The sequence below is a fragment of the Bacillus sp. ABA4_010 genome, from assembly GCF_056159105.1.
The window spans coordinates 56,995-80,345 of the sequence record NZ_JBSWUN010000004.1 but is presented as its reverse complement, the minus strand read 5'-3'; the positions used below and the strand labels follow the sequence as shown (position 1 = coordinate 80,345).

General features: G+C 35.5%; 18 protein-coding genes and 1 pseudogene. 1 reads left to right on the top strand and 18 read right to left on the bottom strand.

Annotated elements, in window-relative coordinates; genetic code table 11:
- Nucleotides 1–143: 143 nt before the first annotated feature.
- From ACXAEO_RS20070 to ACXAEO_RS20025, 10 genes and pseudogenes are all read right to left on the bottom strand, one after another.
- On the bottom strand, nucleotides 144–827 hold the full coding sequence (locus tag ACXAEO_RS20070; RefSeq protein WP_474884427.1) for a DUF4956 domain-containing protein: 684 nt from the start codon (nucleotides 825–827) through the stop codon (nucleotides 144–146).
- Nucleotides 828–867: 40 nt separating this feature from the next.
- Nucleotides 868–1,566 carry a polyphosphate polymerase domain-containing protein gene (locus tag ACXAEO_RS20065; RefSeq protein ID WP_474884425.1) on the bottom strand — a complete coding sequence of 233 codons (699 nt, stop codon included), beginning with the start codon at nucleotides 1,564–1,566 and terminating at the stop codon, nucleotides 868–870.
- Between the two features lie 161 nt (nucleotides 1,567–1,727).
- Nucleotides 1,728–3,011: a sensor histidine kinase gene (locus ACXAEO_RS20060; RefSeq protein WP_474884422.1), complete on the bottom strand. Its 1,284-nt coding sequence runs from the start codon at nucleotides 3,009–3,011 to the stop codon at nucleotides 1,728–1,730.
- Nucleotides 3,004–3,690 (bottom strand): response regulator transcription factor, encoded by a 687-nt coding sequence (locus tag ACXAEO_RS20055; protein ID WP_474884419.1) that lies wholly within the window; start codon nucleotides 3,688–3,690, stop codon nucleotides 3,004–3,006. Before ACXAEO_RS20055 ends, ACXAEO_RS20060 begins: the two co-directional genes overlap by 8 nt.
- A 546-nt stretch (nucleotides 3,691–4,236) precedes the next feature.
- Entirely contained in the window at nucleotides 4,237–8,982 is a 4,746-nt protein-coding gene (gene avs4 / locus ACXAEO_RS20050) for an AVAST type 4 anti-phage nuclease Avs4 (protein ID WP_474884417.1), read from the bottom strand.
- A gap of 468 nt (nucleotides 8,983–9,450) precedes the next feature.
- The gene (locus ACXAEO_RS20045) at nucleotides 9,451–9,690 is read right to left on the bottom strand and encodes a hypothetical protein (protein WP_474885099.1); all 240 of its coding nucleotides are present in this window, start codon (nucleotides 9,688–9,690) and stop codon (nucleotides 9,451–9,453) included.
- Between the two features lie 62 nt (nucleotides 9,691–9,752).
- Entirely contained in the window at nucleotides 9,753–10,235 is a 483-nt protein-coding gene (locus ACXAEO_RS20040) for a hypothetical protein (protein WP_136831123.1), read from the bottom strand.
- 69 nt (nucleotides 10,236–10,304) lie between these two features.
- A pseudogene (locus tag ACXAEO_RS20035) lies at nucleotides 10,305–12,096 on the bottom strand (IS1182 family transposase).
- 220 nt (nucleotides 12,097–12,316) lie between these two features.
- On the bottom strand, nucleotides 12,317–13,312 hold the full coding sequence (locus ACXAEO_RS20030; protein WP_474884414.1) for a CHAT domain-containing protein: 996 nt from the start codon (nucleotides 13,310–13,312) through the stop codon (nucleotides 12,317–12,319).
- 144 nt (nucleotides 13,313–13,456) lie between these two features.
- A complete protein-coding gene (locus ACXAEO_RS20025; protein ID WP_474884412.1) occupies nucleotides 13,457–13,693 on the bottom strand; it encodes a DUF1883 domain-containing protein in 237 nt (78 codons plus the stop codon).
- A 274-nt stretch (nucleotides 13,694–13,967) separates the two neighbouring features.
- On the opposite strand from ACXAEO_RS20025, the gene ACXAEO_RS20020 reads away from it, so the two are divergent.
- Nucleotides 13,968–15,686 carry a recombinase family protein gene (locus ACXAEO_RS20020; RefSeq protein WP_474884410.1) on the top strand — a complete coding sequence of 573 codons (1,719 nt, stop codon included), beginning with the start codon at nucleotides 13,968–13,970 and terminating at the stop codon, nucleotides 15,684–15,686.
- Here ACXAEO_RS20020 and rlmH read toward each other — a convergent pair.
- The 8 genes from rlmH to yycF all read right to left on the bottom strand — a co-directional run bounded on the left by rlmH (nucleotide 15,621) and on the right by yycF (nucleotide 23,252).
- Nucleotides 15,621–16,100 (bottom strand): 23S rRNA (pseudouridine(1915)-N(3))-methyltransferase RlmH, encoded by a 480-nt coding sequence (gene rlmH, locus ACXAEO_RS20015; RefSeq protein ID WP_474884408.1) that lies wholly within the window; start codon nucleotides 16,098–16,100, stop codon nucleotides 15,621–15,623. The genes ACXAEO_RS20020 and rlmH overlap by 66 nt on opposite strands.
- A gap of 83 nt (nucleotides 16,101–16,183) precedes the next feature.
- Nucleotides 16,184–16,342 carry a CxxH/CxxC protein gene (locus ACXAEO_RS20010; protein WP_474885097.1) on the bottom strand — a complete coding sequence of 53 codons (159 nt, stop codon included), beginning with the start codon at nucleotides 16,340–16,342 and terminating at the stop codon, nucleotides 16,184–16,186.
- A gap of 150 nt (nucleotides 16,343–16,492) precedes the next feature.
- Nucleotides 16,493–17,701: a S1C family serine protease gene (locus ACXAEO_RS20005; protein ID WP_474884406.1), complete on the bottom strand. Its 1,209-nt coding sequence runs from the start codon at nucleotides 17,699–17,701 to the stop codon at nucleotides 16,493–16,495.
- 108 nt (nucleotides 17,702–17,809) lie between these two features.
- Complete coding sequence (locus tag ACXAEO_RS20000; protein WP_474884404.1) at nucleotides 17,810–18,604, bottom strand: MBL fold metallo-hydrolase; 795 nt, start codon at nucleotides 18,602–18,604, stop codon at nucleotides 17,810–17,812.
- 18 nt (nucleotides 18,605–18,622) lie between these two features.
- On the bottom strand, nucleotides 18,623–19,405 hold the full coding sequence (locus tag ACXAEO_RS19995; protein ID WP_474884402.1) for a two-component system regulatory protein YycI: 783 nt from the start codon (nucleotides 19,403–19,405) through the stop codon (nucleotides 18,623–18,625).
- On the bottom strand, nucleotides 19,392–20,720 hold the full coding sequence (locus ACXAEO_RS19990; RefSeq protein ID WP_474884400.1) for a YycH family regulatory protein: 1,329 nt from the start codon (nucleotides 20,718–20,720) through the stop codon (nucleotides 19,392–19,394). The genes ACXAEO_RS19995 and ACXAEO_RS19990 overlap by 14 nt, the downstream gene beginning before the upstream one ends.
- Nucleotides 20,717–22,540, bottom strand: a complete 1,824-nt coding sequence (walK, locus tag ACXAEO_RS19985) for a cell wall metabolism sensor histidine kinase WalK (protein WP_474884398.1) — start codon at nucleotides 22,538–22,540, stop codon at nucleotides 20,717–20,719. Before walK ends, ACXAEO_RS19990 begins: the two co-directional genes overlap by 4 nt.
- Nucleotides 22,541–22,544: 4 nt before the next feature.
- Nucleotides 22,545–23,252 (bottom strand): response regulator YycF, encoded by a 708-nt coding sequence (yycF, locus tag ACXAEO_RS19980; RefSeq protein WP_474884396.1) that lies wholly within the window; start codon nucleotides 23,250–23,252, stop codon nucleotides 22,545–22,547.
- Between the last annotated feature and the right edge of the window lie 99 nt (nucleotides 23,253–23,351).

Sequence of the window (23,351 nt, the reverse complement as noted above, 5' to 3'; positions counted from 1 at the left end):
AAACAAACTTTTTGTTGTTCTTTTTCCTTTTTTATACGTCAGGTTCATTTTTACTACGTTGCTCCTTTTCAGAGAAAAAAAGGCCTAGTTGATTAATAATGGCGGCAAGATCCCCTGCCGCCATAAAATGAATCTCCATTTGATTAAGCAGTAAAATTGCCATCATAGCTGATCATAACTGCCGATTGCACGCCTTTCATATCTGAAAGATTCGTAAGGAATCCCAGATTATCATCCTTTATACGTATCTCATACGTAATCTCATAATGGTTGCCTGGCAAGACAGACTTCGATTTGATTGTATGTTTTTTCGCATGACGTGAGACAATATGCTCTACGGATTCTTCAACTGAATTTTCATCATATTTAATAACTAATAAAAATGGATTTTCAATTTTTATTTTGTTCACAAATAAAACTAACACTAAACCAATTAGAATGGAGCCCAGAACAGCTAATGGAATAAAGCCTGCTCCACATAAAATTCCAACTACAATTGCCCAAAAAAGGTACACAATGTCCATCGGATCTTTAATCGGTGTTCTGAAACGGACAATGGACAATGCACCAACCATACCAAGTGATAATAAAACGTTAGAAGAGATTCCCATAATAATGAGGGCTGTTGCCATCGTCATAATCATGAGGGAGATATTAAAGGTATGTGAATAAATCACACCTGAAAATGTCTTTTTATAGACTGTATAGATTAATAAACCTAAAATAAACGCTGCCACTAACCCAACCATAGAATCAACAATCGAAAAGCTCGTTGTTTTTTCTAAAATGTTCGATTTAAAAATATCATTAAAGCTTAAACTTTCCATTTCTATTCCTCCAAGTCATCGATTATAAGGTGGGTAAACATTACCCATACATTCTACTTATCTGATATTTTGAATATGTTCCTTTTCGCCTATCCCCAATTTGAAGAAGCTTTTTGATGACATCTGGCAAAAACTCATCATATTTAACTTCAAGAACAACGATATCAGGGTTTGTTTCAATCATCGGTAAATCAACGTTCAACACATCATTGTTTCGAAAGCTAGTTTTAATATCACTATCAAAGGTGACCCTTACGTTTCCATAATGATAAATAAAAACTTCCCTCTCATAATCAACCACCGTTACCGGCTTTAGGTGATACAACTTCATTTCAATATATAATTCTCGTATCAGGGATCGTTCATCGTACTCCATCCAGTCAATGTCTCCGACCCTCATTCGTTCATATTCATCAGCCGTTATTCGACATTTCTGCTTGTACGTTAAATTGTTACGTTTACTCTTCTTTTCAAGATTAAGAAGGCTTGTGTTATAGTCATATAACCGAACTCGAAATTTATCACGTTCGTAATAACCTTCCTTTTTCTGTGTGAGTGCTTTATTATCAAAATTATCGAAGTATACACTTCTAATGAGATATTTACCATCTTTATTCGCATAAGGATCGATTTCCATCACATGCTTCAATCGATTACGAAGCAAGTAGCAATCCATTTTTGATAATTCATGTTTGAGTTCCGTACGACCTTGTACTCCATTCAATGTCATTGCTTTCATATCTTCGATGCTCCTTTCTATTAATTTGTCCATGGTTACATTATTAGGCATGAACCTTAAAAAACGCTTAAAAAAACTTCACAAACTTTTTACAATAGAACAAGCACCTTCATCGAGACAAAGACTGTAAAATAAAAAAGAGACCACATATTTGTGATCTCTTATCTCGGTAATTTCACTTGAAAAATAGTTCCTTTATTTCCATTATTATCTAGAACTTTAATCGTACCCTGATGACTTGATACAATCCAATGCGCGATAGCTAGTCCTAGACCTGTCCCGCCTTTTTCTCTTGATCTCGCTTTATTCTCTCTAAAAAAGCGTTCAAAAATCCGTTCTTTATTTTCCTCACTAATTCCAATCCCTGTATCACTTACTTCCAAAACGACCTTATTGCCTTCCAGGTAGGTTTTGATTCCAATACTTTCATTCTCCGTTGTGAACTTTAAAGCATTATCCAGAAGAATAACTAATAGTTGGTGAATTCTGCTTTTATCTGCCGCAATTTGAATCTTCGTATTTAAATGCAGCCATACTTTTTTATCATCCATTTCCGCAATCTCAATATAAGGCTGACACACATTATAAATGAAGTCATCCACATCAAAGGTCTCGATGTTCAATTGAGATTCTAATGAGTCCGCACGAGCAAGTGTAAGTAGGTCTGATGTTAATTGAGACAGTCTTCTTGTTTCAGACAAACTAAGGGCAATACTTTCAAAAGTGTCTACAACTTTGTTATTTGGTTTTGTCAGCATTAGCTCAAGTTTATTTTGAATAATGGTTAACGGAGTCCTTAACTCATGTGAGGCATTTTCAACAAATTCTGCCTGACGATCCCATGACTTAATAATGGGTTTCATTGTTTTTTTAGATAGAAGATAGCTTGTTGTAATGGAAAGAAAAATACTCACAACAGAGCATAACAGTAAAATCCATCCAAAATTCTCGATTAAGTTTCGCTCTGCATCAATACTAATCAGTAGCTGAGTATACTGAACATCATGGTTCTCCTCATTTTTATAGGACAACGACCGAAATGTATATTGATCATTCAGGCTAATACTAGTGATTTCATCCAGCGGTTCCAGACTGAATTCTATCTCCTGTAAATACCCTTGATAGAAATGGGTACCGATTTGTTCTTGATTAACAATTTCACCCTCACTATTCCAATCAAGCACAATAATCCTTGGATTCAAAGGCGGATTATCTTGATCTCGATTTACACGGTCAGACGGAGGATTGGGTGGTAATCCTCGATATGGTTCCTCTACTATTTTTTGTTTGAAAAATAAAAGCTCTTCATCTGCTTTCGTATAGAGAGTGCTTTGAACAAGACTGAAAATAATCACACCAAATATCGCAAAAATAGCTGTAAAAGCAACAAAATTGAAAAGCATAAATGTAAACTGCTGCTTCGCCAATATTTTTTTCTTACTCATTTTCATGACCTTCTTCAGTCAACATATAACCTAGTCCCCGAAATGTTTTTACATATTGATCATAGTTAAACGGTTTAAGCTTTTTTCGAATATGACTTGTGTACACTTCCACCACCGTATTCGTCGTATCCGATTGAAATCCCCAAATCCGATCAAAAATCTGTTCCTTTGTCAGAATGGTTTCTTTGTTATTAATTAAATACTCCAGTAAATCAAATTGCTTGCCATTAAGCTTGATTGGTTCTTCACCTATCATAGCTGTTTTCGTTTTAATATTTAGTTTAAGGTCTTTGAATACAACACTATTTTCCTTGAATTCCCCAATCGTTCGTCTAACAATGGCTTCTAATCTAAGTAAAAGTTCTTCCCGATGGAACGGTTTCACTAAATAATCATCTGCCCCTAAACGGAGACCTTGGATTTTATCATCAATACCATCCTTTGCCGTTAAAAAGATAACGGGTGTCATAATCCCTTTCGCTCTCAATTCCTTAAGAACCTCATAGCCGTTCATATTGGGCAGCATTACATCCAAGATTATAATGTCATAAATATTTTGCTCTGCTAAATAGAGCCCTTCTTCTCCATCAAACGATTGAACCGTTTCATATAATAACTTAGTCGATTCAACAATGGTCTCTGAAAGAATCGGATCATCTTCAACGATTAATATTTTCATGGTACCCTCACTTCTTCATAAACTTTTCTTTATCTTATCAGTATACTTGCTTTACCTTAAGGTATTCTTAAAAATTGTTCTTCACTTGAACAATTGAGAGAAGGGTCTACTCGATCTTAAAAATGGCAACGCATTAGGTCAACTTGTTGTAATAGTATAAAAAAGCTTACCCTCAAAAAAATTAGTAGTTTCTTTGAGGGTAAGCTTTTTATTGTTTGAGAAAATATACACCTGTAAGTTTTTTAAAGCCCAGTTGAGTGTAAAGACGAATCAAGTCTTTACGTCATTCTTTATTTATCTAAAGGCACATTCAAATGTATGAATTGAGCAATCATCACAAAAATACTATGCTCAAAAATTATGAGGAAGATTCTCTTTAATTGGATTGAATCATTAAGAGCAGTCGTTACTTATGATACGGTTCACCGTAGTTATTTAAGAGGCAAAAACAAGTCATTGGTACATATAAAGTTCCAATGACTTGTTCCAATCTAATTTCACTTAATAATAAATCTCTATTTCTACTTCAGGGATATTTTGATTAATTTAAATAATATTCTCCCTAAGAATAAAACTTATTGTAGAACCCTTTTCTATAAGGAAATTTAGTATAACTAGAATTTTCTGTTTTAAGCGCTTATTCTTCTTAATCTTTTCTCGCTCTTCATAAACAAACTTTCTCACCAAGTTTTCTAAATAGTAAGAAGTATTCCTTTCAAGTTTCATGGTGTAATATTCTGAATGCCTTGATAACATATTTGATATCCATATCAATCCATCAGCATAAAATGAACTACCGATATCATTCAATAGTTTAGAAATTGAATATAATACTGACGGATGCTGCCCCATATGCTCAGATACATCCTTAATCAATCTCATGTTAGTTACTTTTAATGAATCCCACTCTTTTGTAGAATCATTCCATTGTGTTTGTGCAAATAAGTAACTCTTAATAATTTTATCTACATACCAGCTTCCGTCATTAGTCAATTCAACCATTTTATCTTTGAATTGATTCCACACAAACCAAAAATTATCATAACTATGCATTCTATCTTCAGCAAAAATAAATTTTTGAAACATTTCGGCTATTGGTTCTGTTGAGCTGAAATTATCGATAAATGGTTGAATCAATTGTGGCACGTCTTTAATTTCTGAATTCAGAACTAGATAAGCATATCTTTCCAAAAATTCTTGACGAACCATATATTCAACTTTATCACCATCTCTACCTTTTGTTAGCTCTCTGGCGAATTTGGCAATTATTTCATGAGCAATAGCAATATGTTCTTTAGAATGTAGTTTTATAGGCATCATTTTTAGAGCATTTGATAATATAAACAACTCTAGCTCTTGAATATTACCTAAATCTGAAATTGAAAACTCGTTATCAACCATCTTATTCAGGTTCATCTCATTCTCAATTAAAAACCTATTCAATAGTTCTCCTAAATCAAATTCGTATATACCATCTTCAAAGCTCTTTTTGCGACTTTCGTCTATTAATTCATTATATTTTGGCTTTAATACTAGATAACCCAATAGCAAGGAATGAGCATTATCAAATTCTTTTTCCCACATCTTATGAATTGCTACCATAGAGAAAATATTGAATCTTTCAGTTGACATTATTCCCCCAACAGATTCATCCTTTAACAGTATTAGTAAAAGCAATAATTTTATCGTTTGTCTTTCTTCAGGAAATAAATCCATCAGTTTTGGTAATGAAGCAATTGTTTCCTGCAAACCATCCCCTACTTGGTAAACATAATTTGGTTGTACACAGGATGCCACTTTAGCAATAATAGTGTCCTTACAAAACTCTCTTTCTTCATCATCCAATTTATCTATATAATGCTCAACTAATACCGCACATACACATGATGGTATTTGATTATTAAATAAATGAAATAACTCATTTTCAGCATATGTTTCTTGAGATAGATCCGTGTTGTAATGCTCGTTAAGTTTTTCTAATATTTCTTTTGCATCCTCTAAAGCATTTTTAGGGTTACTTTCATATCTCTCATATTCCTTAGATTTGTCATCGTTTTTAGATTTGAAATCAGCCCACAACTTCAAAGAAACATATCTCATATGTTCGTTATACGCATTTTGAGTTTCCTCTCTAAATGCATCGATTTCTGGGTCAACTTCAGGTTTGAACTCTATCGATATGCCTTCATCAATCTCTTCAGTACTAATACTCATTTTTCGCCTATCCATTCTCGCTAAAAATAATCTCCACGTCTTATCAGCTTCATTTTGTTCAGGATCTGGTGGGAGTTTACTATAATAATCATCAAGGATATTCCATAGAATTTCCTGACGTTTCTTCGCTTCTTCCTCTCCAGATTCATGCGTTGAAAATACTTGATAGTTTAGACATAGACTTTCTAAGGTCCACTTACGATGCTTATTTTCACAAGTTTCTAGCCTTTCATTATCATATATATTATTTTTACTAGAACCCATGTTTTGTCCTATCGAATATAGTGTTTTAGCACCTCGTTCTGAAACCAATCTATGAGTGTCGTGAATAATAAATTCTCTAGTTCTAAATAAAATTTTTGCAATATCAAATGTTTTTTCTGGATATGCTAACACGACACTCGTCACTACAGATGAAATCGAAGCGCTATCAGAAATCCTAAGTAGATAATTCAACCAACTCACTAACACTTCTGCACCTGTTTTTTCAGCTAGTTCTAGAAGAAACTTTTCTAGGGCCATGTGTAAAGATTGCAATAAATTAGGACTTACTGGAGAACTTGTGCCTCTGTAAATCTCCCACAAGCACTGACTAACGTACTGCTTTTTCTGTCTACCATCACTTAACTTAACTTCAACTTCTGTTATAGTATCGAGTCTAGAGGCTAAATCTGAATAAATATATTTCTTTACAGATTTATTCGTGAAATTTACTATGAAGTCCATAGTTGCTTTAGGTTTAATATGGAGCAACCAATAAATAGGACTCTGATAAGCACTAGCAGGAAAATATTCTATACCGTCTTTCTCTAAACCATAGTGATGTTCAACTTCATCTCTCCAGCTCGAGAACATATGGTTTTCTTTTGGTTTATAAGTCCAATAAAAATCAGCTAACTCTAAAATCTCTTCAGGTATTACGCTACAGACAGGTAAACCATCAACCTTTGTCAAGATGAACTTTGCTAAATCATAATAAGGGTCTCTATGATTCTTCCATTGATTACTTATTATTTTGGTGATAATATCTCTCAATTCCGTGCTTAATTCATATGAGCCATTTATAATTGTTTTAATAATGGTTTCTAGTTTTTCATCTCGTCGATAGTAAAGATCCCTACGAATAGCATCTTGATAAAACTTCAGAGCAATAAGGCCAGCAAATCTAGTAGTATTTCCTTTTCTGAATTTTTCATTCCAATCATTAATTATAGGCAAAACAAAATTAATATTTTCAGTTCCTATTATTTCTAAGTTATCGAAAACAAACTCGATTAATGCCTCCCATCCGACTCCTTTTGGCTTCGTTAGAATGTTTTCCAGAGTAAAAAGATTTATATCTTCAATGCCTAATTGCTTAAAGAGTTCCTCATCTACTTCTTTACAAACAATCCTTAATATAAACGTTAATCTTTTTAATAGGCTACAATCATTTGACAATAACTCATTCTTAAATACATCGAAAAAATTTCTTGAATAGTTTGAAAGCAGAATTGAGGCAAATAATTCATCTTTCCAGAAAGAATCAATTTCATTATTTTTAATAGTTTCTTCAATAAATTCTACAATTTCATAGTCCTCAAGTAATAGTTTTTCAGATATCCAGTTTCTTAAACATCTTCTTATAGGCAAGGATTCACCAATTGATACAAAAAAATCGTATTCATCAGACCTATTAGTGAATTCTTTATTTATAATTTTCTCTAATGCCCATTCTTCATAAATATCATGAGTTATGAAATAACCCACGTCTTCATATCCCAACATTCCGTCTTTCATTAATTCATCACATTGTTTGCCTTGATCAGCTGTTACATCAACAAAAAATTGACCTGTATTTGCCCTTTGTGCTGCAATCTCTAGGAAACACTTTTCTCTTTCTGGTTTACTCTTTTTTATTCTTTGCTCCCATAACTCAGATTTGAATTCAACATAATTAATTTCATCAATATCCTTATAAAATTTCAAATATTCATTAAGATAGAAGGGATTCCTTATCAATTCTAGTAACTTCTTATCTTTCGGCAGAGTAAAAGCATTCTCATTAGATATAGTGATTAGTTCTTCCTGTTCCAAAGGGTCTATCCCGATATTTAATGGAGCAATTTTATATATCTCGAAAAATTGATAGTTAAGATCTTTAAGATAGGTATCTCTAGTTGTAAAAATAACTTTCCAGTTATCTTCAACTATTGCTGATAATAATTCTTTGAATGGGTCTGTATTCTTCAGATCTAATAATTTTTCAGCTGAATCAATTACTATTGTTTTACGCTCCATATCTTTATGAACACCAAGAAAATCTCTCAGGCCGAATTCACCAAATATATCATTAATATTTCTTACCTCAAACTCTGTAGCTTTAAAGATATAGAATGGAACATCTTCTTCATAACTTTCATAAATTTTCTTTACTAGAGAAGTTTTTCCGACCCCTCCTGCACCACTGATAATACATACTTGATTAGAATCATCAATGAGCAGTTTCAGTTCTGTCTCTCGCTTGATTTCAAATTTTTTATCATTAAAGGCAATCTCAGTATTTATGTACTTTAATAAATTCTCACTATGTTTTTGCATATCTTCTAGTGCTGAATACATACTTTTTTCTAATGTAAAAAAGTGTTTCGCTAAAATATCATTTTTTACAGCGACAAAATCAGATTCAAAAAAACTGGCTAATTTCCACTCTAAACTTATCTCTAATGTTTTTGCTAACTTTTCAATCTCCTTTAACCCTTGAGGCATCTGTCCTTTGTTTTGTCCCCACTCTTGATTAGAGTAGACATACAACTTATTCACATTAGGGTAGTCCCTTTTTAATTTATTTAATGTATCCTCTAATTCTTTCTTATGATTGGAAAGTGGAGTTTCATAGAATTTTGCTTGCCACGCAACTATTTCATCATCATTAACCTTAATAGGATTTGTTTCTATTGCTGACTGATTCTTATATCTAAATATCCCATACTCCAAATTAAATTCTTTACAGAATAGCAAGTAACTAAACCATTCAAAGTTATTCTGTGGATTTTCACTAAATTTCGCCTTAAAAATATCCCAATTTGGTTTTATCATAGATATCACCCCTTCTATTTTCATCAAGTTCGTGCAAATATAGGCTCTTTAAATTGCTAGTATGTTGAACTTCAGGCCCGGCAGAGAAATGATAATATTCTCTAATCCATTCTTTATTACACGTTTGAAATATCTTCTTTATTTTTTTATTCTCCATATTCCTACAGCTCTATTTTATTTTACCAATAATTTTATTTAAACAAATATTTTGCTACTGAATAAGAATAGCAAAATTATAAGATAAAATAATTCTTGCATTTACTGATAGAAAAAAATACTCACTGCACTAAATAGTTATTTAATGAAGTGAGTCCTTTTCTCTAGATATTTCTGGATTAATAAATTTATGAAAACATACAATCTATTCGTTATGTAAAAGGTAAAGAAAGACGGCAGATTCATTTCTTATCTGTCGACTGTATCTTCTCTACGATTTTTTGGGAGCTATCTTCCCATAGCTAAACTCTATTACAGTTTGGTATATTTCCCTCTCTCCATGAGCCAGTTATTACTCCTTTTAACAGCCCACCAGATAGATTTTTGTATTGCCGTCTTATAATAAGACTGAACCGCCTCGTTGTAGAAAGAGGACGATTCAAACAGCTTTACCAATTCCTTATTTGTAAAAACTCTACCCTTTTCAACTTTCTTTTCAAAATCAAGTATAAAATTTAACGTTTCTTCATTAAGGTTAAACTTTTCAACCATCACCAATGGAATTTCTCCTTTTCAAATTAATAACAGTACCCGAAGAGATAACTTGTTGCTGCTCAACACGGTATTTTATATTTACTAAGTAATTGGAAGAATACTTGGATGCTCAAACGTGCCAATGGTACAGTCAAAGGCAACATAATAAAAGCATAAATGGTTCCCCAAACTAAGACACCCTCTACATTAACGCCAGTAAAACCACCCGCTGTATAAGTTCTAAGGCTTCCTCCCCTGACAAGATACTCACCAAATAAAGCCCCAATAGTTCCACTATAGAGGGTTATAAACAATGCCGATATTAGACTCAATAACCAAAGTTTTTTGTTTGATACATTTTCTCGTTTTGCAAAGTAAGATCCTAATATTGAAAAGGTTAATACAAAGGGAATAAACGTTGCGTAGTATAACCATCTCTCTCCAAATAAAGATGTAAAGCCACCTGCTAATCCTTGTGCAACTACCATAAATATAAATGAAATACAGAACGATAAAATTAAACCGAAAATAATTCCAATAATAATTCCCTTTGTAATTTTCATTACGATGGTTCCCCCTTAATATATGAAATTGATTTTCAACCTAATTTTTTATAAATATCCCTTTTTATTTTAACAGAAATATCCAATTGATTTTACAATTTTTCTTGTAGAATCATACACACAAGTAAAATTAATTATCCACCAATATATTGGTAAAAATAGGGGTATTCTTAATGAACCTAAAAGAGGCTGGGACATAACTAGCCAAAAATAATGAAAAAGGGTTCTCATCATCGCACATTGATGATGAGAACCCTTTTTTTGTTGATTCGTTAGATTGGTCCATGGAGAATTCGATCTAGAGGCGATGTACTTTCGTACATTCACCGCCATGAATGCAAACCCTAATTCGTTTTTTTACGTTGTCTTTGCCCCTTACGGACATTCGAGTGAAACGCAAATTAGCCTTCAGATATCCAAAAACTGGTTCTACGTCAATCTTCCGTTTTCCGTAAATTTCACCCGTTTTTTCTTCTGAAAGCAGCTCTTGAATCATCTTCTTTTGTTGTTCCCACTTTTCGTTATAATGGATTCTGCGGTTATTACCTTCCTTCGCTTTCGTACATTGTGAACGAAAAGGACAACCTGAACAGTCCTCACATTCGTACACATTGAATGACCTTGTAAATCCGTAACGGTCTGTGCGATGAGACTCGTAACGAAACGTCAACTTATTCCCGTTGGGACAGGTAAAGGAATGATCTTCTTCATGATAATCCCAATTCGCTGTCCGAAATGGATCATTCTTAAAGCGTTTTTTCTTCTCTTTCCGATACATACTATGTGTGATAAGAGGCGTACGGTTTCTGTTCTGCACATCGAGGTAGTTCTCTTCACTTCCATATCCCGCATCTGCGACAATATAGTCTGGGAGTTCAAAGTAGTGATGTTCAATTGCGTCAAGAAACGGACGAAGTGTTCGTGTGTCCGTTGGATTTGAAAACACATCGTAAGCAAGTGTGTATTGACCTTCTGTCGCAATTTGTACATTATACCCCGCCTTTAGTTGACCATTCTTCATGTAGTCATCCTTCATACGCATAAACGTGGCATCATAATCTGTTTTTGAATAACTATTCCGTTCGTTAAAAATCTCCAGGTCTTTCTCATACTTACACTTACGTTTCACAAAGTCTTGAAATTGCTTATACGCTTTCTTCGGCTCTTTTCTGCTTGATCGAAGTTGTTTTCGTTCATTGGCATCTTCACTTGCTTCAATTTCTTTTGTCAACTCTTCAACCTTTTCTTCTAGTTTTTCAGTGATTAGAGATAATTCTTCAACAGAAAGTTCGTCCGAACTTTCTCGTTCGATCTGTGGAATAATTTCTCTTTCTACTAGTTCGTCATACAGCTGGGTTGATTTCTCCAAGAGACCCGCATGATACTTTTCGATTGATTTGCGCCAGACAAATGTGAACTTATTGGCATTCGCTTCAATCTTCGTTCCATCAATAAAGATTGCTTCATTATCAATCTCGTTCTCTTCGACAAGTTGACATCGAAACTGGACAAAGCACTCACGAAGAAGCACTTGAACTTCTGGGTGAACACGAAATCGATTGATTGTACGATAGCTTGGCTCGTAACCTTGAGCTAGCCACATCATACGTACACTATCTTTGAGAAGCGCTTCAATTTTTCTTCCTGAAAAAACGGACTGTGTGTAGGCACATAAAATGACTTTCATCATCATGCGTGGATGGTAAGCAGGACACCCCGTTTTCTGTAAGAAGCCGGCAAAGGCTTCATCTGGAATCTGTTCAACGAGATGGTGAACGGCGAAGGCAATATCATTTTCTTGCAATTTTATTTCTAGATCTAAAGGCAAAACCACTTGATTCATGTTATAATCTTTAAACATAAGGACCCTTCTTTCCGATGAAATTTGGTGTGGTAACTTTATTTTATCAGAAGTGGTCCTTATTTTAATCTAAAAATAAACAAAGCCGGTGAAATTTTACTCGTTGTAAAATTTTACCGGCTTTTTCATATCAGAGGAGGGTTTTGTCCCAGCCTCATTGCTTTTAAATAAGTTAAGAAAATTAGAGTTTTTGTTATATAACTACTAAAACGAATATAGCTTACAGTTCAGGTTTGACTAATATTATTTCATTAGGTTTAAGGCCCGTCCGAGTGTATAACTCAGGTATTTTTTCTCCTTCTAGCCCCGCTAAAATTAAAGCAAGCTTCCCTTGTTCAAAGGCATTTTGTACGGATTTTCCGAAGGCAATAGCAGAATAAAACTGTGCAGCGAATTCTCTTGCAGCATCATCGTAGACGGCTTCATTCATACCTATTGCACAGTCAATGTGTTCCGTTACAGCTTCTGCTTGTCCACTTGAAAAACAGTTATTAAAAATAACGAGTTTAATTGAATCAGACATTGTCTTCATTAATAGGGTAACCGCCTCTTTAGATAGAAGACTTGTAGACCCTTCCGTCGTTTCTAGTACAATATCATGGTCTGGAGAACCGTGACCACTAAAATGAATTATATGGGGTTTGACTTCGTTTATAGCTTGTAAAATATCATTGGAACGTACTGCCCATCGAGATTGTAAATTGATTGAATCCCGGTGTTCAGAAGCACGAATCTTTTCGTGTATGAGACGAATTTCTTGATCTAATCTTAATGAACTTTGGTCAATAGGATTGGATGCTAAAAATAGAACGTTTATTTTTTCTGGAAGTGATTCGAAGTTAATTGATATGGGATTGGCTGATATTTCTTGGCTAATTCTTTGTTGTTTTTTTAACTCATCTGTAATAGCTTTTGTATGTCTTAACTCAGCAGTTTTATTCTTCTTTAATTCTCTATCTTCTGAGCGCCGTAATTGATCTAACGCTTGATTTAAAGATTTAATTTTATTAGCTTTTTTTCCTTTAAGGTCACCTATTTTTTTTTGAGTATTAATCAGTTCTCTTTGTTTAGAATTAAGAGTCGAGGTACTTTTTGTACTCTGTATAGTTTTTAATGCCTTTGCCAACTTTTCTTGCTCTTTACCTATATCCTTTTCAATATTAGCAATTTCCTTTTCTAACCCTTGAACTTTGTTCCGATACATTGTAGCACTCATAATAGCCACCCCATTACTTTGATTTTGAACATAAGTCTTCCATCTTTAGGACAAATATATTTAAAGCAATCGCCTTTTTTGAACCGTATTTTAAATGATAAAAGAAACTACCGAAATAAATCGATAGACCAAAAAAGTTTAATATTAATAGAATCGGTATTTGTACTGTCCACCATGGACAATAAGATACCACCTTCCAGCTCCTTCGACAGAAATATTTACAGGCGTGCGAGTGTAGTGGCCGCCATAATACTTGAATTTCCGTCCAGCTTTATAGTGTTGGAAGTTGATACTATCCACCAGAAACACATCAGCAGCATGTTTCAATTGGACTTCAACTGACAAGGAATTGTTAGTGTCAGCAAATGGAATTTGAGCCAAGATAACCACCCCCTCAAAGAAAATTTTATCATAAATTGGAAATTCAAGGGGTATTTTGTATTATGTCGTTCAATTAAATTAAAGACTAATTCTTTGTTAAAGAGAAGGGAGTAGAAACTGTTACACTTAAAAATATGGGCGTTCTAATGTTAAGCACGTTGACATTAAGTAGTATTCTTATAAAAATTCGCAAAGAATATGATGAAGCTATTTCAGAACCTTATTTCTCCTATCTAATATTTCATTGTAAAATCAACTTGAAGGAGGTAATGAGATGGATATAAAAAAAGTAGCTATTTATGTAAGGGTAAGTACTGAAGAACAAGCCTCGGAAGGCTATAGTATTAGCGCTCAATTACAAACCCTACGACAATATGCACAACTTTATAATTGGGAAATCGTCGACGAGTATGTGGATGAAGGGATCTCCGGAAAGAATATCACCGGCCGCCCTGCTATGCAAAAACTTGTAGCAGATGTTGAACAGGAAAAATTTCAGGCGGTACTTGTATGGAAAATCTCACGTTTATCGCGGAATATGTTAGATACTCTTACTTTGTTAGACAAATTTGAAGATTACGGAGTAAAGTTTATCTCTTATTCCGAGAACTTTGATACCAGTAGTCCAATAGGCCGTCTAGTCGTTCAGCTAATGGCTTCTATTGCCGAAATGGAACGAAATACATTGTCTGAGAACGTTAAACTTGGTATGAAACAACGAGCCTTAGAAGGTTCATGGAATGGCGGTGTTATATTTGGTTATGATTCTATTGAAAAAGAGCTCGTAATTAATAAAGAGGAAGCTGAAGTAGTAAGAATGATATTCACTCTTTATTCACAAGGTAAGGGCTTAAAAGCCATAGCAAATCAGCTTAATAAAAATGGGTATCGAACCAAACGTGATCGTCATTTTTCTATAAATGGAGTGGCAACTATTTTAGACAACCCGGTCTATAACGGAAAAATTAGTTGGTTAAAGGTTGAAAACTGGGATAAGAAGAGAAGAAGAGGCAGAAATGATAATCCTATTTTAGTAGAAGGTCAGCATGAAGCGATTATCAATGATGAACTTTGGAGTCTTGTTCAATCTCGTAGGAAAAGTAAATCGTTCAAGCAAAGACAATCCAACGAACCGTTTCTATTGAGCAGTATCTTACGCTGTCCTGATTGCGGACAAGGGATGGTACCTTCAATTACTACTTACACTTTAAGTGACGGAACCAAAAGAAAGCACAGATATTATGTTTGCAGTGATTTTCACAACAAAGGATCAGCAGCCTGTAAAGCCAATTCAGTTAAAGCCTATGATGCTGAAAATGCTCTGTTCCAACGTATAGAGAGCTTTTTATCCAATAAACAAAAGTTTGATGAAACTATTAACTCACTAACAAAAACCTCAATTGAATCCATAAAAAAATTAAAAAAAGAACTGGAAGAAACTGATTCGAAGTTAGAGGAAACACTAGCACTTCAGAATAGATATTTAGAAGCTTTTGAACAAAATCTTTTTCCTGTTACGATTTTGCAAGAACGATTACAGCAAGTGGCTATTGAAAAGAGTAAAATTGAACAAAAAAGGAATAACTTAATAACGGAAATAAGTAAATCTGATACAAAAATTATTCCTCCAGAATTGGTACATCTTCTATTAGGAAAATTTGTAGAAGTCTATAAGTCCTCTACTAGAGATAAACAAAAGCAATTGCTACAGCTGTTGGTTAAACAGATCACTGTTGGACGAACAAATGATCAGCTACGTCAAATTGATAAGGTTGAGCTTGAATTTGATTTTACGGAAGTTAACCTTTCAAACACATTTACACTTATCCATATGCTATATTTAGAAACAGAAAAAGAAGGCTTATCAACACCTTCTATTTCTGAATCAAATGGAAAATATCCACCTTATCTTCAACTTTTTTTGCCTCTATTTGTGGTACGGTTCATTCCGATTAATCCGAAACGCCCGGTAGATCTGCTCCAACAAAATTAAGCGCATCAGTTGATGAGGAAAAGTCATTTTAGAAAACGACAATGTGCCGTTTGCTCGTTTCATGACATCGTCGCTTAATCCGAGCGATCCGCCGATGACAAAGGCGATTTTACTTTTTCCGTATGTCGCCAATTGATCTATATCTTTAGCAAGTTCCTCAGAAGATTTCATTTTCCCTTCAATTGCGAGAGCGATGACATGCGTATCTTCTGAAATTTTCGCTAAAATACGCTCGCCTTCTTTTCCTTTCACTTGCTCCATTTCAGATTCACTTAAATTTTCTGGTGCTTTCTCGTCCGGCAATTCAATGATTTCCACCTTTGCATATGTGGATAACCTTTTTAAATATTCATCAATTCCTTGCTTCAAATACTTTTCTTTCAGTTTTCCGATCGTTACAATCGAGATATTCACAATCTATCCCCGCCTTACAAACATCTTTTCCACAGTTTTTATCCACATATCCACAATGCTCATCCACATCTTGTATGGGAATATCAGTTCTCTACTACATATAACGCCTCGTTTTGACAATATCCACAAGTAATCGACTCTTCTCTTCCGTCCATTTCATTAAGGACAGGCAACATTTCTGTTTCATCTACAATAATATCAAGCGCTAATTCCACATGTTCCTTACAGCAAAAAATTTTCATCATGCCCTCCAAAGTTATCCACACTTTATACACAACAATCTTTTTTTGGTACTTTTAAACATCATCACAAAAGCAAACCTAAGCAGCTGATTCTATTGTTTTAAACAGAAACAGCAGCTACTTAGGTTCCAACTTCACAACTTTTAACCGTTAAAACGTTTCCTCTGTCAACTTAAGATTGACCGTTTGTTTTTTACCTTGACGATAAAAGGTCACCTGCATCGTGTCACCAATATTTTTTTCTGTATACAGATGTTTTCGTAAAGCAATAACATCTTGAATTTCTTTGCCGTCTAGTTCCACAATTACATCAAATTCAGTTAAACCAGCTTGCGCAGCAGGTGATAAAGGTTCAACACCGAGAATGGCGACACCTGTCACAACCTCTTTCGGTAACTTTAACGTTTCTCGCAGATGATAGCCGGAAATTTCACTAATTGACTGCAAACTTACTCCCATATATGGTCGTTGCACTTCGCCAAATGTTTCTAAATCCTCAATAATCGGTCGTGCGATGTTCGTTGGAATCGCTAATCCAATTCCTTCGACCTCTTGCTGGGCAATTTTCATAGAGTTAATCCCAATTAATTTCCCTGCAATGTTTACAAGCGCTCCGCCGCTGTTTCCAGGGTTAATAGCCGCATCTGTTTGAATAACTTCTGATTGCCAATCCGCAATCCCATCTCCATTTAAATCTTGGGGAATCACACGATTTGTTCCAGAAATAATTCCTTGTGTCACAGAACCAGAAAACTGCAGCCCCAGTGGACTTCCAATCGCAATTACTGGCTCTCCTGGTTTCAATGTATCTGAGTCTCCGAATTCCGCCACCTTTGAAACATGCTCGCTTTCAATTTCCAATACGGCCAAATCCGTCAGCACATCACTGCCAAGCAGACGTGCAGGAACACGAGAGCCATCTGTCATGCTAACCTCAATTTGATTCGCGCCATCGATAACATGATGATTCGTTACAACAAATGCACGATCCCCTGCTTTTTTATAAATTACACCTGAGCCTGTACCGGCATCTGCTTGTTCTTCATTCCAAAAGTTCGACTGCTGAATGTTGACGACTCCAACGACCGCATCTGATACGATGTCTACCGCTTTCGTCACATCTGTTGTGACGTCTACGGCCACAGTTTGCTGAATGGAAGAGTTAAGGTCTGAACGGTTGCTTTGCTCGTTAACCGTTGTTTGGTAAGGGAGAATGTTCAGCTTAGATAAAGTTGGAATCGAGAATAAAATGATAAGAGCACCTATCATCGCTCCTCCTAAGGCAGATAAAAATAAACCGCCACGGCTTCTTTTTGCTCTCCCTTCGCGTCTTTCATATCCTTCATCATAATATCCCACTCTGTTCACCTTTCCTTTCACTATACGTGATATCAACATATTTCCAAGCTCATGACACCTTCATTAGGAACTATTGCCCATTTTGATGGGTTACCCCTACACTTAAAACTACAAATAAACAAGTTCGGTCGGCTTTTTAGGATCGGTATCATATAAACGAAATTGATGACCTACTTCATACCCTTTTGATTCTAATACTTGTGTCACCGACATTCGGGCGATTTCCTTCATGTTGTTATCTTGACTTAAATGAGCTAAATAAATGCGCTTTGTTTGATCACCGATGACCTCTGCCATCGCTAATGCCGCATCTTCATTGGAAACATGGCCTACATCACTTAAAATACGGCGTTTTACACTCCAAGGATAACGTCCCATCCGGAGCATGTCGACATCATGATTGCTTTCAAACACAAAAGCATCGCTATTTTTAATAATGCCCTTCATACGGTCACTCACATACCCTGTATCGGTAATCACCGTCAATTTTTTATTCCCTTGATGGAAAACAAAAAACATTGGCTCTGCCGCATCATGAGAGACACCAAAAGATTCGACTTGTATCCCTCCGAATGATTTTACTTCTCCAATCTTAAAGGTAAAGCGCTGGTCTAACGGTATGTTGCCTATTAGGCCTTCCATCGCTCCCCACGTTTTTTCATTCGCATAGATGGGAAGCTTATACTTTCTCGCCAATACGCCGATCCCTTTAATGTGATCACTATGTTCATGCGTCACTAAAATACCTGAAAGCTGTTTAATATCTCGATTTACCTCTTGAAAGAGAGTTTCCATTTGTTTGCCACTTAATCCGGCATCGACTAACAGTGATTGCTCTCCATCGCTGACAAAAATCGCATTTCCTGTACTTCCGCTTGCAAGTACACTAAAATGCATCTCCATACTCTTTCACTCCAATATTTACGAATTCCCTTTTTTAATGATTTGCCCTTCAAATGCATTAACAAAGTAATCTGTTTTATCGTCCACCACAATATGCCATGTCGGTGTTAATACTTGCGAACTTGATAAAGGGGCAAACGTATAATAACCTAGTTCCACCTTCGTCACACGGCTTCCCGATGTTAACTCATTTTTTTGAAATAAATTTTCGATCGCCTTGATAGGTGGTAATATTTCCTGACTATCGTCCATTTTTTCAAGATTGGAAAGCAGTGACTGTTCGTAAGAAATCATCTCATTTTGTTCATTTAAATGAATGACTAGCATCGCACTTCCACTTGAATTATCATAAATCACTTTTCCTTTATATTGTTGATAAAAAGTGATGGTTTTATTTTCTTTATCAATATCCCACAGCTCATATGAATCGCCGTAAAGGATATTTTCCTTCAAAAATTGGCTTAAACGGAAGGTCACATTGGAATCTGGCAGCACGACTGGTTCTGAAAATGTTCCTTGTAAAACATAGTCATTTAATCTCGTGACGTCCTGCTTCTTAATTTTCTTTATTTCTTCATCTGTAAACACTTTACTTTTCGCATTAAAATACGTCTCTTTAGCGGGTGTTTTCGGGAGATTAATATACGTAATTTTCTCTTCTGCCAATTGCTCTTCAATGCTGATTTCCGCAATCATATCCAACTGACCTTCATTACGCTTTTCTAAAAACTGATAGGCCAAAAACAAGTCTAAAATTAAGAAGGTAATAATAAAAATTGTTTTTGTTTTACTCCAATCCATTTATATCCCCTCCCTCTCCCGGCTGTTTTACCTCATACCACGTTTGATTATAGAGATAGAACCATGCTGGTTCAAGGGACACTACTTTAGAGGCAGGATCTTCCCGAATCAGTTTATAGCCAACGACCACATCTTTTAATAAAAGAGGGTTAAACTTAGACTTTTGCTCAATTTGTTCCATAATTTCATTACCTGGTGTTAGCTTGACAGGATAGCTATCCAACGGCAGTTTAATAAAGCGATAAATTGGACGCGAGTACCGAATAATCTCCGTACTTCCCCATCGCTGATAAATCTCGGTCATTCCTTGAGCATTAAAAACAGGATGATTGTCTTCATATAATCGATAAACAACCTCTTGTTTATCGCGATCCCAGCTTGCAAATCGATACGTATCCGTCCATCCTCCATGATCATTCACAAAACTGAAGCTTCGTTTTAATAATTGTGAGCTCTCCATATTATCATTTTGAATGTTAATTGGATTCACATAGACCATCACATTAATCGTAGAATCTACTTCTAATAGACGCGACCCATCTGTGTAAAGGTCTTCGTAAGCTAATGACTCTTTTCTCACATAGCTTGGGTCACTAAATAACGCATCTCGAAATTTCTCTGTTTCAATTTTATCAGTGTAATATTGAATACGGTTAATTTCAACCGGTCCTTTTGGAAGAAAAATGGCTCGTACATCATTAATCTTGTAAGCAAGATATGGTTCATATTCATCCTCAAACCTTTTATTAATCCGCTCTAAATCTTCCTTCATAACATTTTCAATGGATGCTTCGTAAATTTTCCTGCGTTCGTAGTCAACAAAGTACGCAGAAACTTCCTCGTCTTGTCCTTCTTTAAACTTCAACACAACATGGTCAAAATAAATAGAAGGTAACGATTTCTCATTCACTTGAAACATAAGCTGGAATGTTTGGATCGCAATGGTATCTGGATAAACTAACTCAATAGAATCCTCTTCATGCATAAAGGACAAAAATTCGTCTTTCGACACCGTGGCGGAAATATTTTGGAAATCATAAAAACTTCCTTTCTTCATTTCCGTCATCCATTTGACAATATGCTCTTCCTTCGTCGACCCATAATGTCCTTTTTCTTCATGATAAAACACTTTCGTCGGACGCAGATGATCTTCCAGTTCCCTTTTCGGACTAATCATAATATCCTGCTGAATATACTCTGTATTTTCAATTTCATCATAAGCAGGTTGATACGTCCATAAGTTCCAGGTTAATACTCCGCTAATAATAATTAGTAAAGACAACAAAATGGTTTTCACTAACTCGTACTTTCTCATACCCATTCATCCTCATTTTCTCTTTCAATCGGAAGAGTAAAATAGATGGTTGTTCCAACGCCTTCTTTACTTTTAGCCCATATATTTCCGTCATGCGCCAACACCATTTCTTTTGCAATAGCAAGGCCCAGTCCTGTCCCACCTAAATTACGGGAACGTGCTTTATCCACTCGATAAAAACGATCAAAGATTTTATTGACATTATCCGATGGAATTCCTACTCCCTCATCCTTTACACTCACGACAATTTGTTCCTCTCGCTGTTCGAGTGAAAAAGTAATCGTGCCTCCTTCAGGAGAGTATTTAATGGCATTGGAAATGATATTATCCAGCACTTGTGTAATCTTATCTGGGTCAATGTAGACATAAATAGACTCGCTTGGAAGCTTTCGTATAAACGAAATGCCTTGCTCTTTCGCCATTTCAAATCGGTCAATAATATGCTGATAAAACTCGGTGAAATTCACGACATCTTTTGAAAAACGATAATCATGGCTATCAAGCTTGGACAATTGCAATAAATCATTCACGAGTCGAATCATTCGTTCTGTTTCCGTTTGGGTGACATTTAAAAACTTAGGTGCAATATCTTCATCTTGCCATGCTCCATCAGCTAAAGCTTCCAAATAGCTTCGCATCGTTGTTAACGGAGTTCTCAGCTCATGCGAGACGTTGGCTACAAATTCTCTTCGTTCTTGATCAATTTTTTCTTGTTCTGTAATATCATGCAGCACCGTAATAATTCCATTAATAAGCCCGGTTTCTTTTTGAATCGTCGATATCGTTGCTCGTAAAATGAATGGCTTTTGATACACACTAAAATCAAGAATTAAAGAATCTTTATCTAGAAGCTGCTCAAATGTATATTCTTCCGAAAGCCCTAACAGCTCTACAATTGGTTCTGATAACACTGTTTCACGTGAAACATTCAACATATTGGCTGCTGGATCATTAATGAGAATGATTCGTCCCTTTCGATCGGTCGCAATCACTCCATCAGTCATATGGGCCAGGACAGAGCTTAGCTTTCTTCTTTCTCCCTCAGTAGTTGCCTGAGCTTCCTGTAACTTTCTTGTTAAATTATTGAAGGTTAAAGCAAGCTGACCAATTTCATCATAGCCATAAACTTTGGCTTTTCTTGAGAAATTTCCTTTTGCCATCTCTAAAGCTTGTCTTCTCATCTCTGACATAGGTCTTGTAATCGTTTGGGCTAGAAGAACACCCAATATTGCTGTAATCCCTACCGCAATAATCGTCCCCTGAGCAAAAATATTATTAATTCCCTTCATTTGATTGTACACATGTTCCATCGTTGCCATAATATACACGGCCCCAATAATTTCATTCTGTGCTGAACGGACAGGAATCGTCAATACACGGATTCGATGACCATTTTTAGGGTCAATAACAATTTTTTCTGAAGTTGTTCCTGCCAATAAAGCCCGTTTGACAGCAAAATCAGATGTTTTTTTCCCGACGACGCTTTGCGGATAAGGATCGGACGTTCCGACAATTCTTCTATTTTGATCAATAAATTGTACTTCGTTAATATCTTTAGACGCAAAATCTTGCAATACAGCTTGAACGTCTTCTTCCAATGTAGGAGAAGCCTCGTCTCTTTTTTTCTTCGTTTCTTGTTCCAAATTATAGGCAAGCAAATTGACTCTCTCCTCAATGGAATGAGAAAAATTCGTCACAAGTTGCCTTTCCAGCTGATTGACAAAATAAGCCCCGATAATTTGAATGGCAATGGCAATAAGCAGTACATAAATCAACACAAATTTTAACTGAATGGATTGGTAAAATCGTACTTTCTTCATGCCTTTACTCCTGCTCAGGATTGCGCAAATAATACCCTACTCCTCTTCTTGTTACAATCCATGTAGGATGGCTTGGATTATCTTCAATCTTCTCCCGAAGTCTTCTTACCGTTACATCCACTGTGCGCACATCCCCAAAGTAGTCATAGCCCCAAACTGTTTGCAAAAGATGCTCACGTGTCATCACTTGTCCAATGTGCTTAGCTAAATAATGAAGCAGCTCAAACTCACGATGAGTCAGTTCAATCGTTTCTCCCCGCTTAGAAACAATGTACGCATCAGGATGGATCACTAGTGAACTAATATGAATCTCATTCGTTTCACTTTCTTCTTCTGCCACCGGTGTTTGTTGATGACGTCTTAAGTTCGCTTTCACACGTGCTAGCAGCTCTCTCGTACTAAAAGGTTTCGTTACATAATCGTCTGCCCCAAGCTCCAGACCAAGTACTTTATCAATTTCCGAGTCTTTAGCTGTTAGCATAATAATCGGCATGTCATATTTTTTCCGTACTTCACGGCAAACTTCCATCCCATCTTTTTGAGGAAGCATAATGTCAAGTAAAATCAACTCAGGCTGAACCTCTTCTACCTTCTCCAATGCCTCAATCCCATCATAAGCACAATGAACCTCATATCCTTCTTTTTGGAGATTAAACTTTAAAATATCTGCAATTGGTTTTTCATCATCTACTACTAAAATACGTTTATCCATAACGATCGTTCTCCTTCGCTTCAATTAAAGAATCATGTAATCGCTTCGTAATTATCTATCATTTTTTCAAATCCACTTTCTTATTATACTTAATCCTCT

What these genes read in the sequence shown, in the direction of transcription:
- ACXAEO_RS20040 (WP_136831123.1), bottom strand. Translation starts at nt 10,235, where the DNA reads ATGAAAATTACAAAGGGAATTATTATTGGAATTATTTTCGGTTTAATT.
- ACXAEO_RS20045 (WP_474885099.1), bottom strand. Translation starts at nt 9,690, where the DNA reads ATGGTTGAAAAGTTTAACCTTAATGAAGAAACGTTAAATTTTATACTT.
- ACXAEO_RS19990 (WP_474884400.1), bottom strand. Translation starts at nt 20,720, where the DNA reads ATGAGAAAGTACGAGTTAGTGAAAACCATTTTGTTGTCTTTACTAATT.
- ACXAEO_RS20055 (WP_474884419.1), bottom strand. Translation starts at nt 3,690, where the DNA reads ATGAAAATATTAATCGTTGAAGATGATCCGATTCTTTCAGAGACCATT.
- ACXAEO_RS19995 (WP_474884402.1), bottom strand. Translation starts at nt 19,405, where the DNA reads ATGGATTGGAGTAAAACAAAAACAATTTTTATTATTACCTTCTTAATT.
- ACXAEO_RS20010 (WP_474885097.1), bottom strand. Translation starts at nt 16,342, where the DNA reads ATGAAAATTTTTTGCTGTAAGGAACATGTGGAATTAGCGCTTGATATT.
- ACXAEO_RS20020 (WP_474884410.1), top strand. Translation starts at nt 13,968, where the DNA reads ATGGATATAAAAAAAGTAGCTATTTATGTAAGGGTAAGTACTGAAGAA.
- avs4 (WP_474884417.1), bottom strand. Translation starts at nt 8,982, where the DNA reads ATGATAAAACCAAATTGGGATATTTTTAAGGCGAAATTTAGTGAAAAT.
- ACXAEO_RS20060 (WP_474884422.1), bottom strand. Translation starts at nt 3,011, where the DNA reads ATGAGTAAGAAAAAAATATTGGCGAAGCAGCAGTTTACATTTATGCTT.
- ACXAEO_RS20030 (WP_474884414.1), bottom strand. Translation starts at nt 13,312, where the DNA reads ATGAGTGCTACAATGTATCGGAACAAAGTTCAAGGGTTAGAAAAGGAA.
- walK (WP_474884398.1), bottom strand. Translation starts at nt 22,540, where the DNA reads ATGAAGAAAGTACGATTTTACCAATCCATTCAGTTAAAATTTGTGTTG.
- ACXAEO_RS20070 (WP_474884427.1), bottom strand. Translation starts at nt 827, where the DNA reads ATGGAAAGTTTAAGCTTTAATGATATTTTTAAATCGAACATTTTAGAA.
- ACXAEO_RS20065 (WP_474884425.1), bottom strand. Translation starts at nt 1,566, where the DNA reads ATGAAAGCAATGACATTGAATGGAGTACAAGGTCGTACGGAACTCAAA.
- ACXAEO_RS20000 (WP_474884404.1), bottom strand. Translation starts at nt 18,604, where the DNA reads ATGGAGATGCATTTTAGTGTACTTGCAAGCGGAAGTACAGGAAATGCG.
- yycF (WP_474884396.1), bottom strand. Translation starts at nt 23,252, where the DNA reads ATGGATAAACGTATTTTAGTAGTAGATGATGAAAAACCAATTGCAGAT.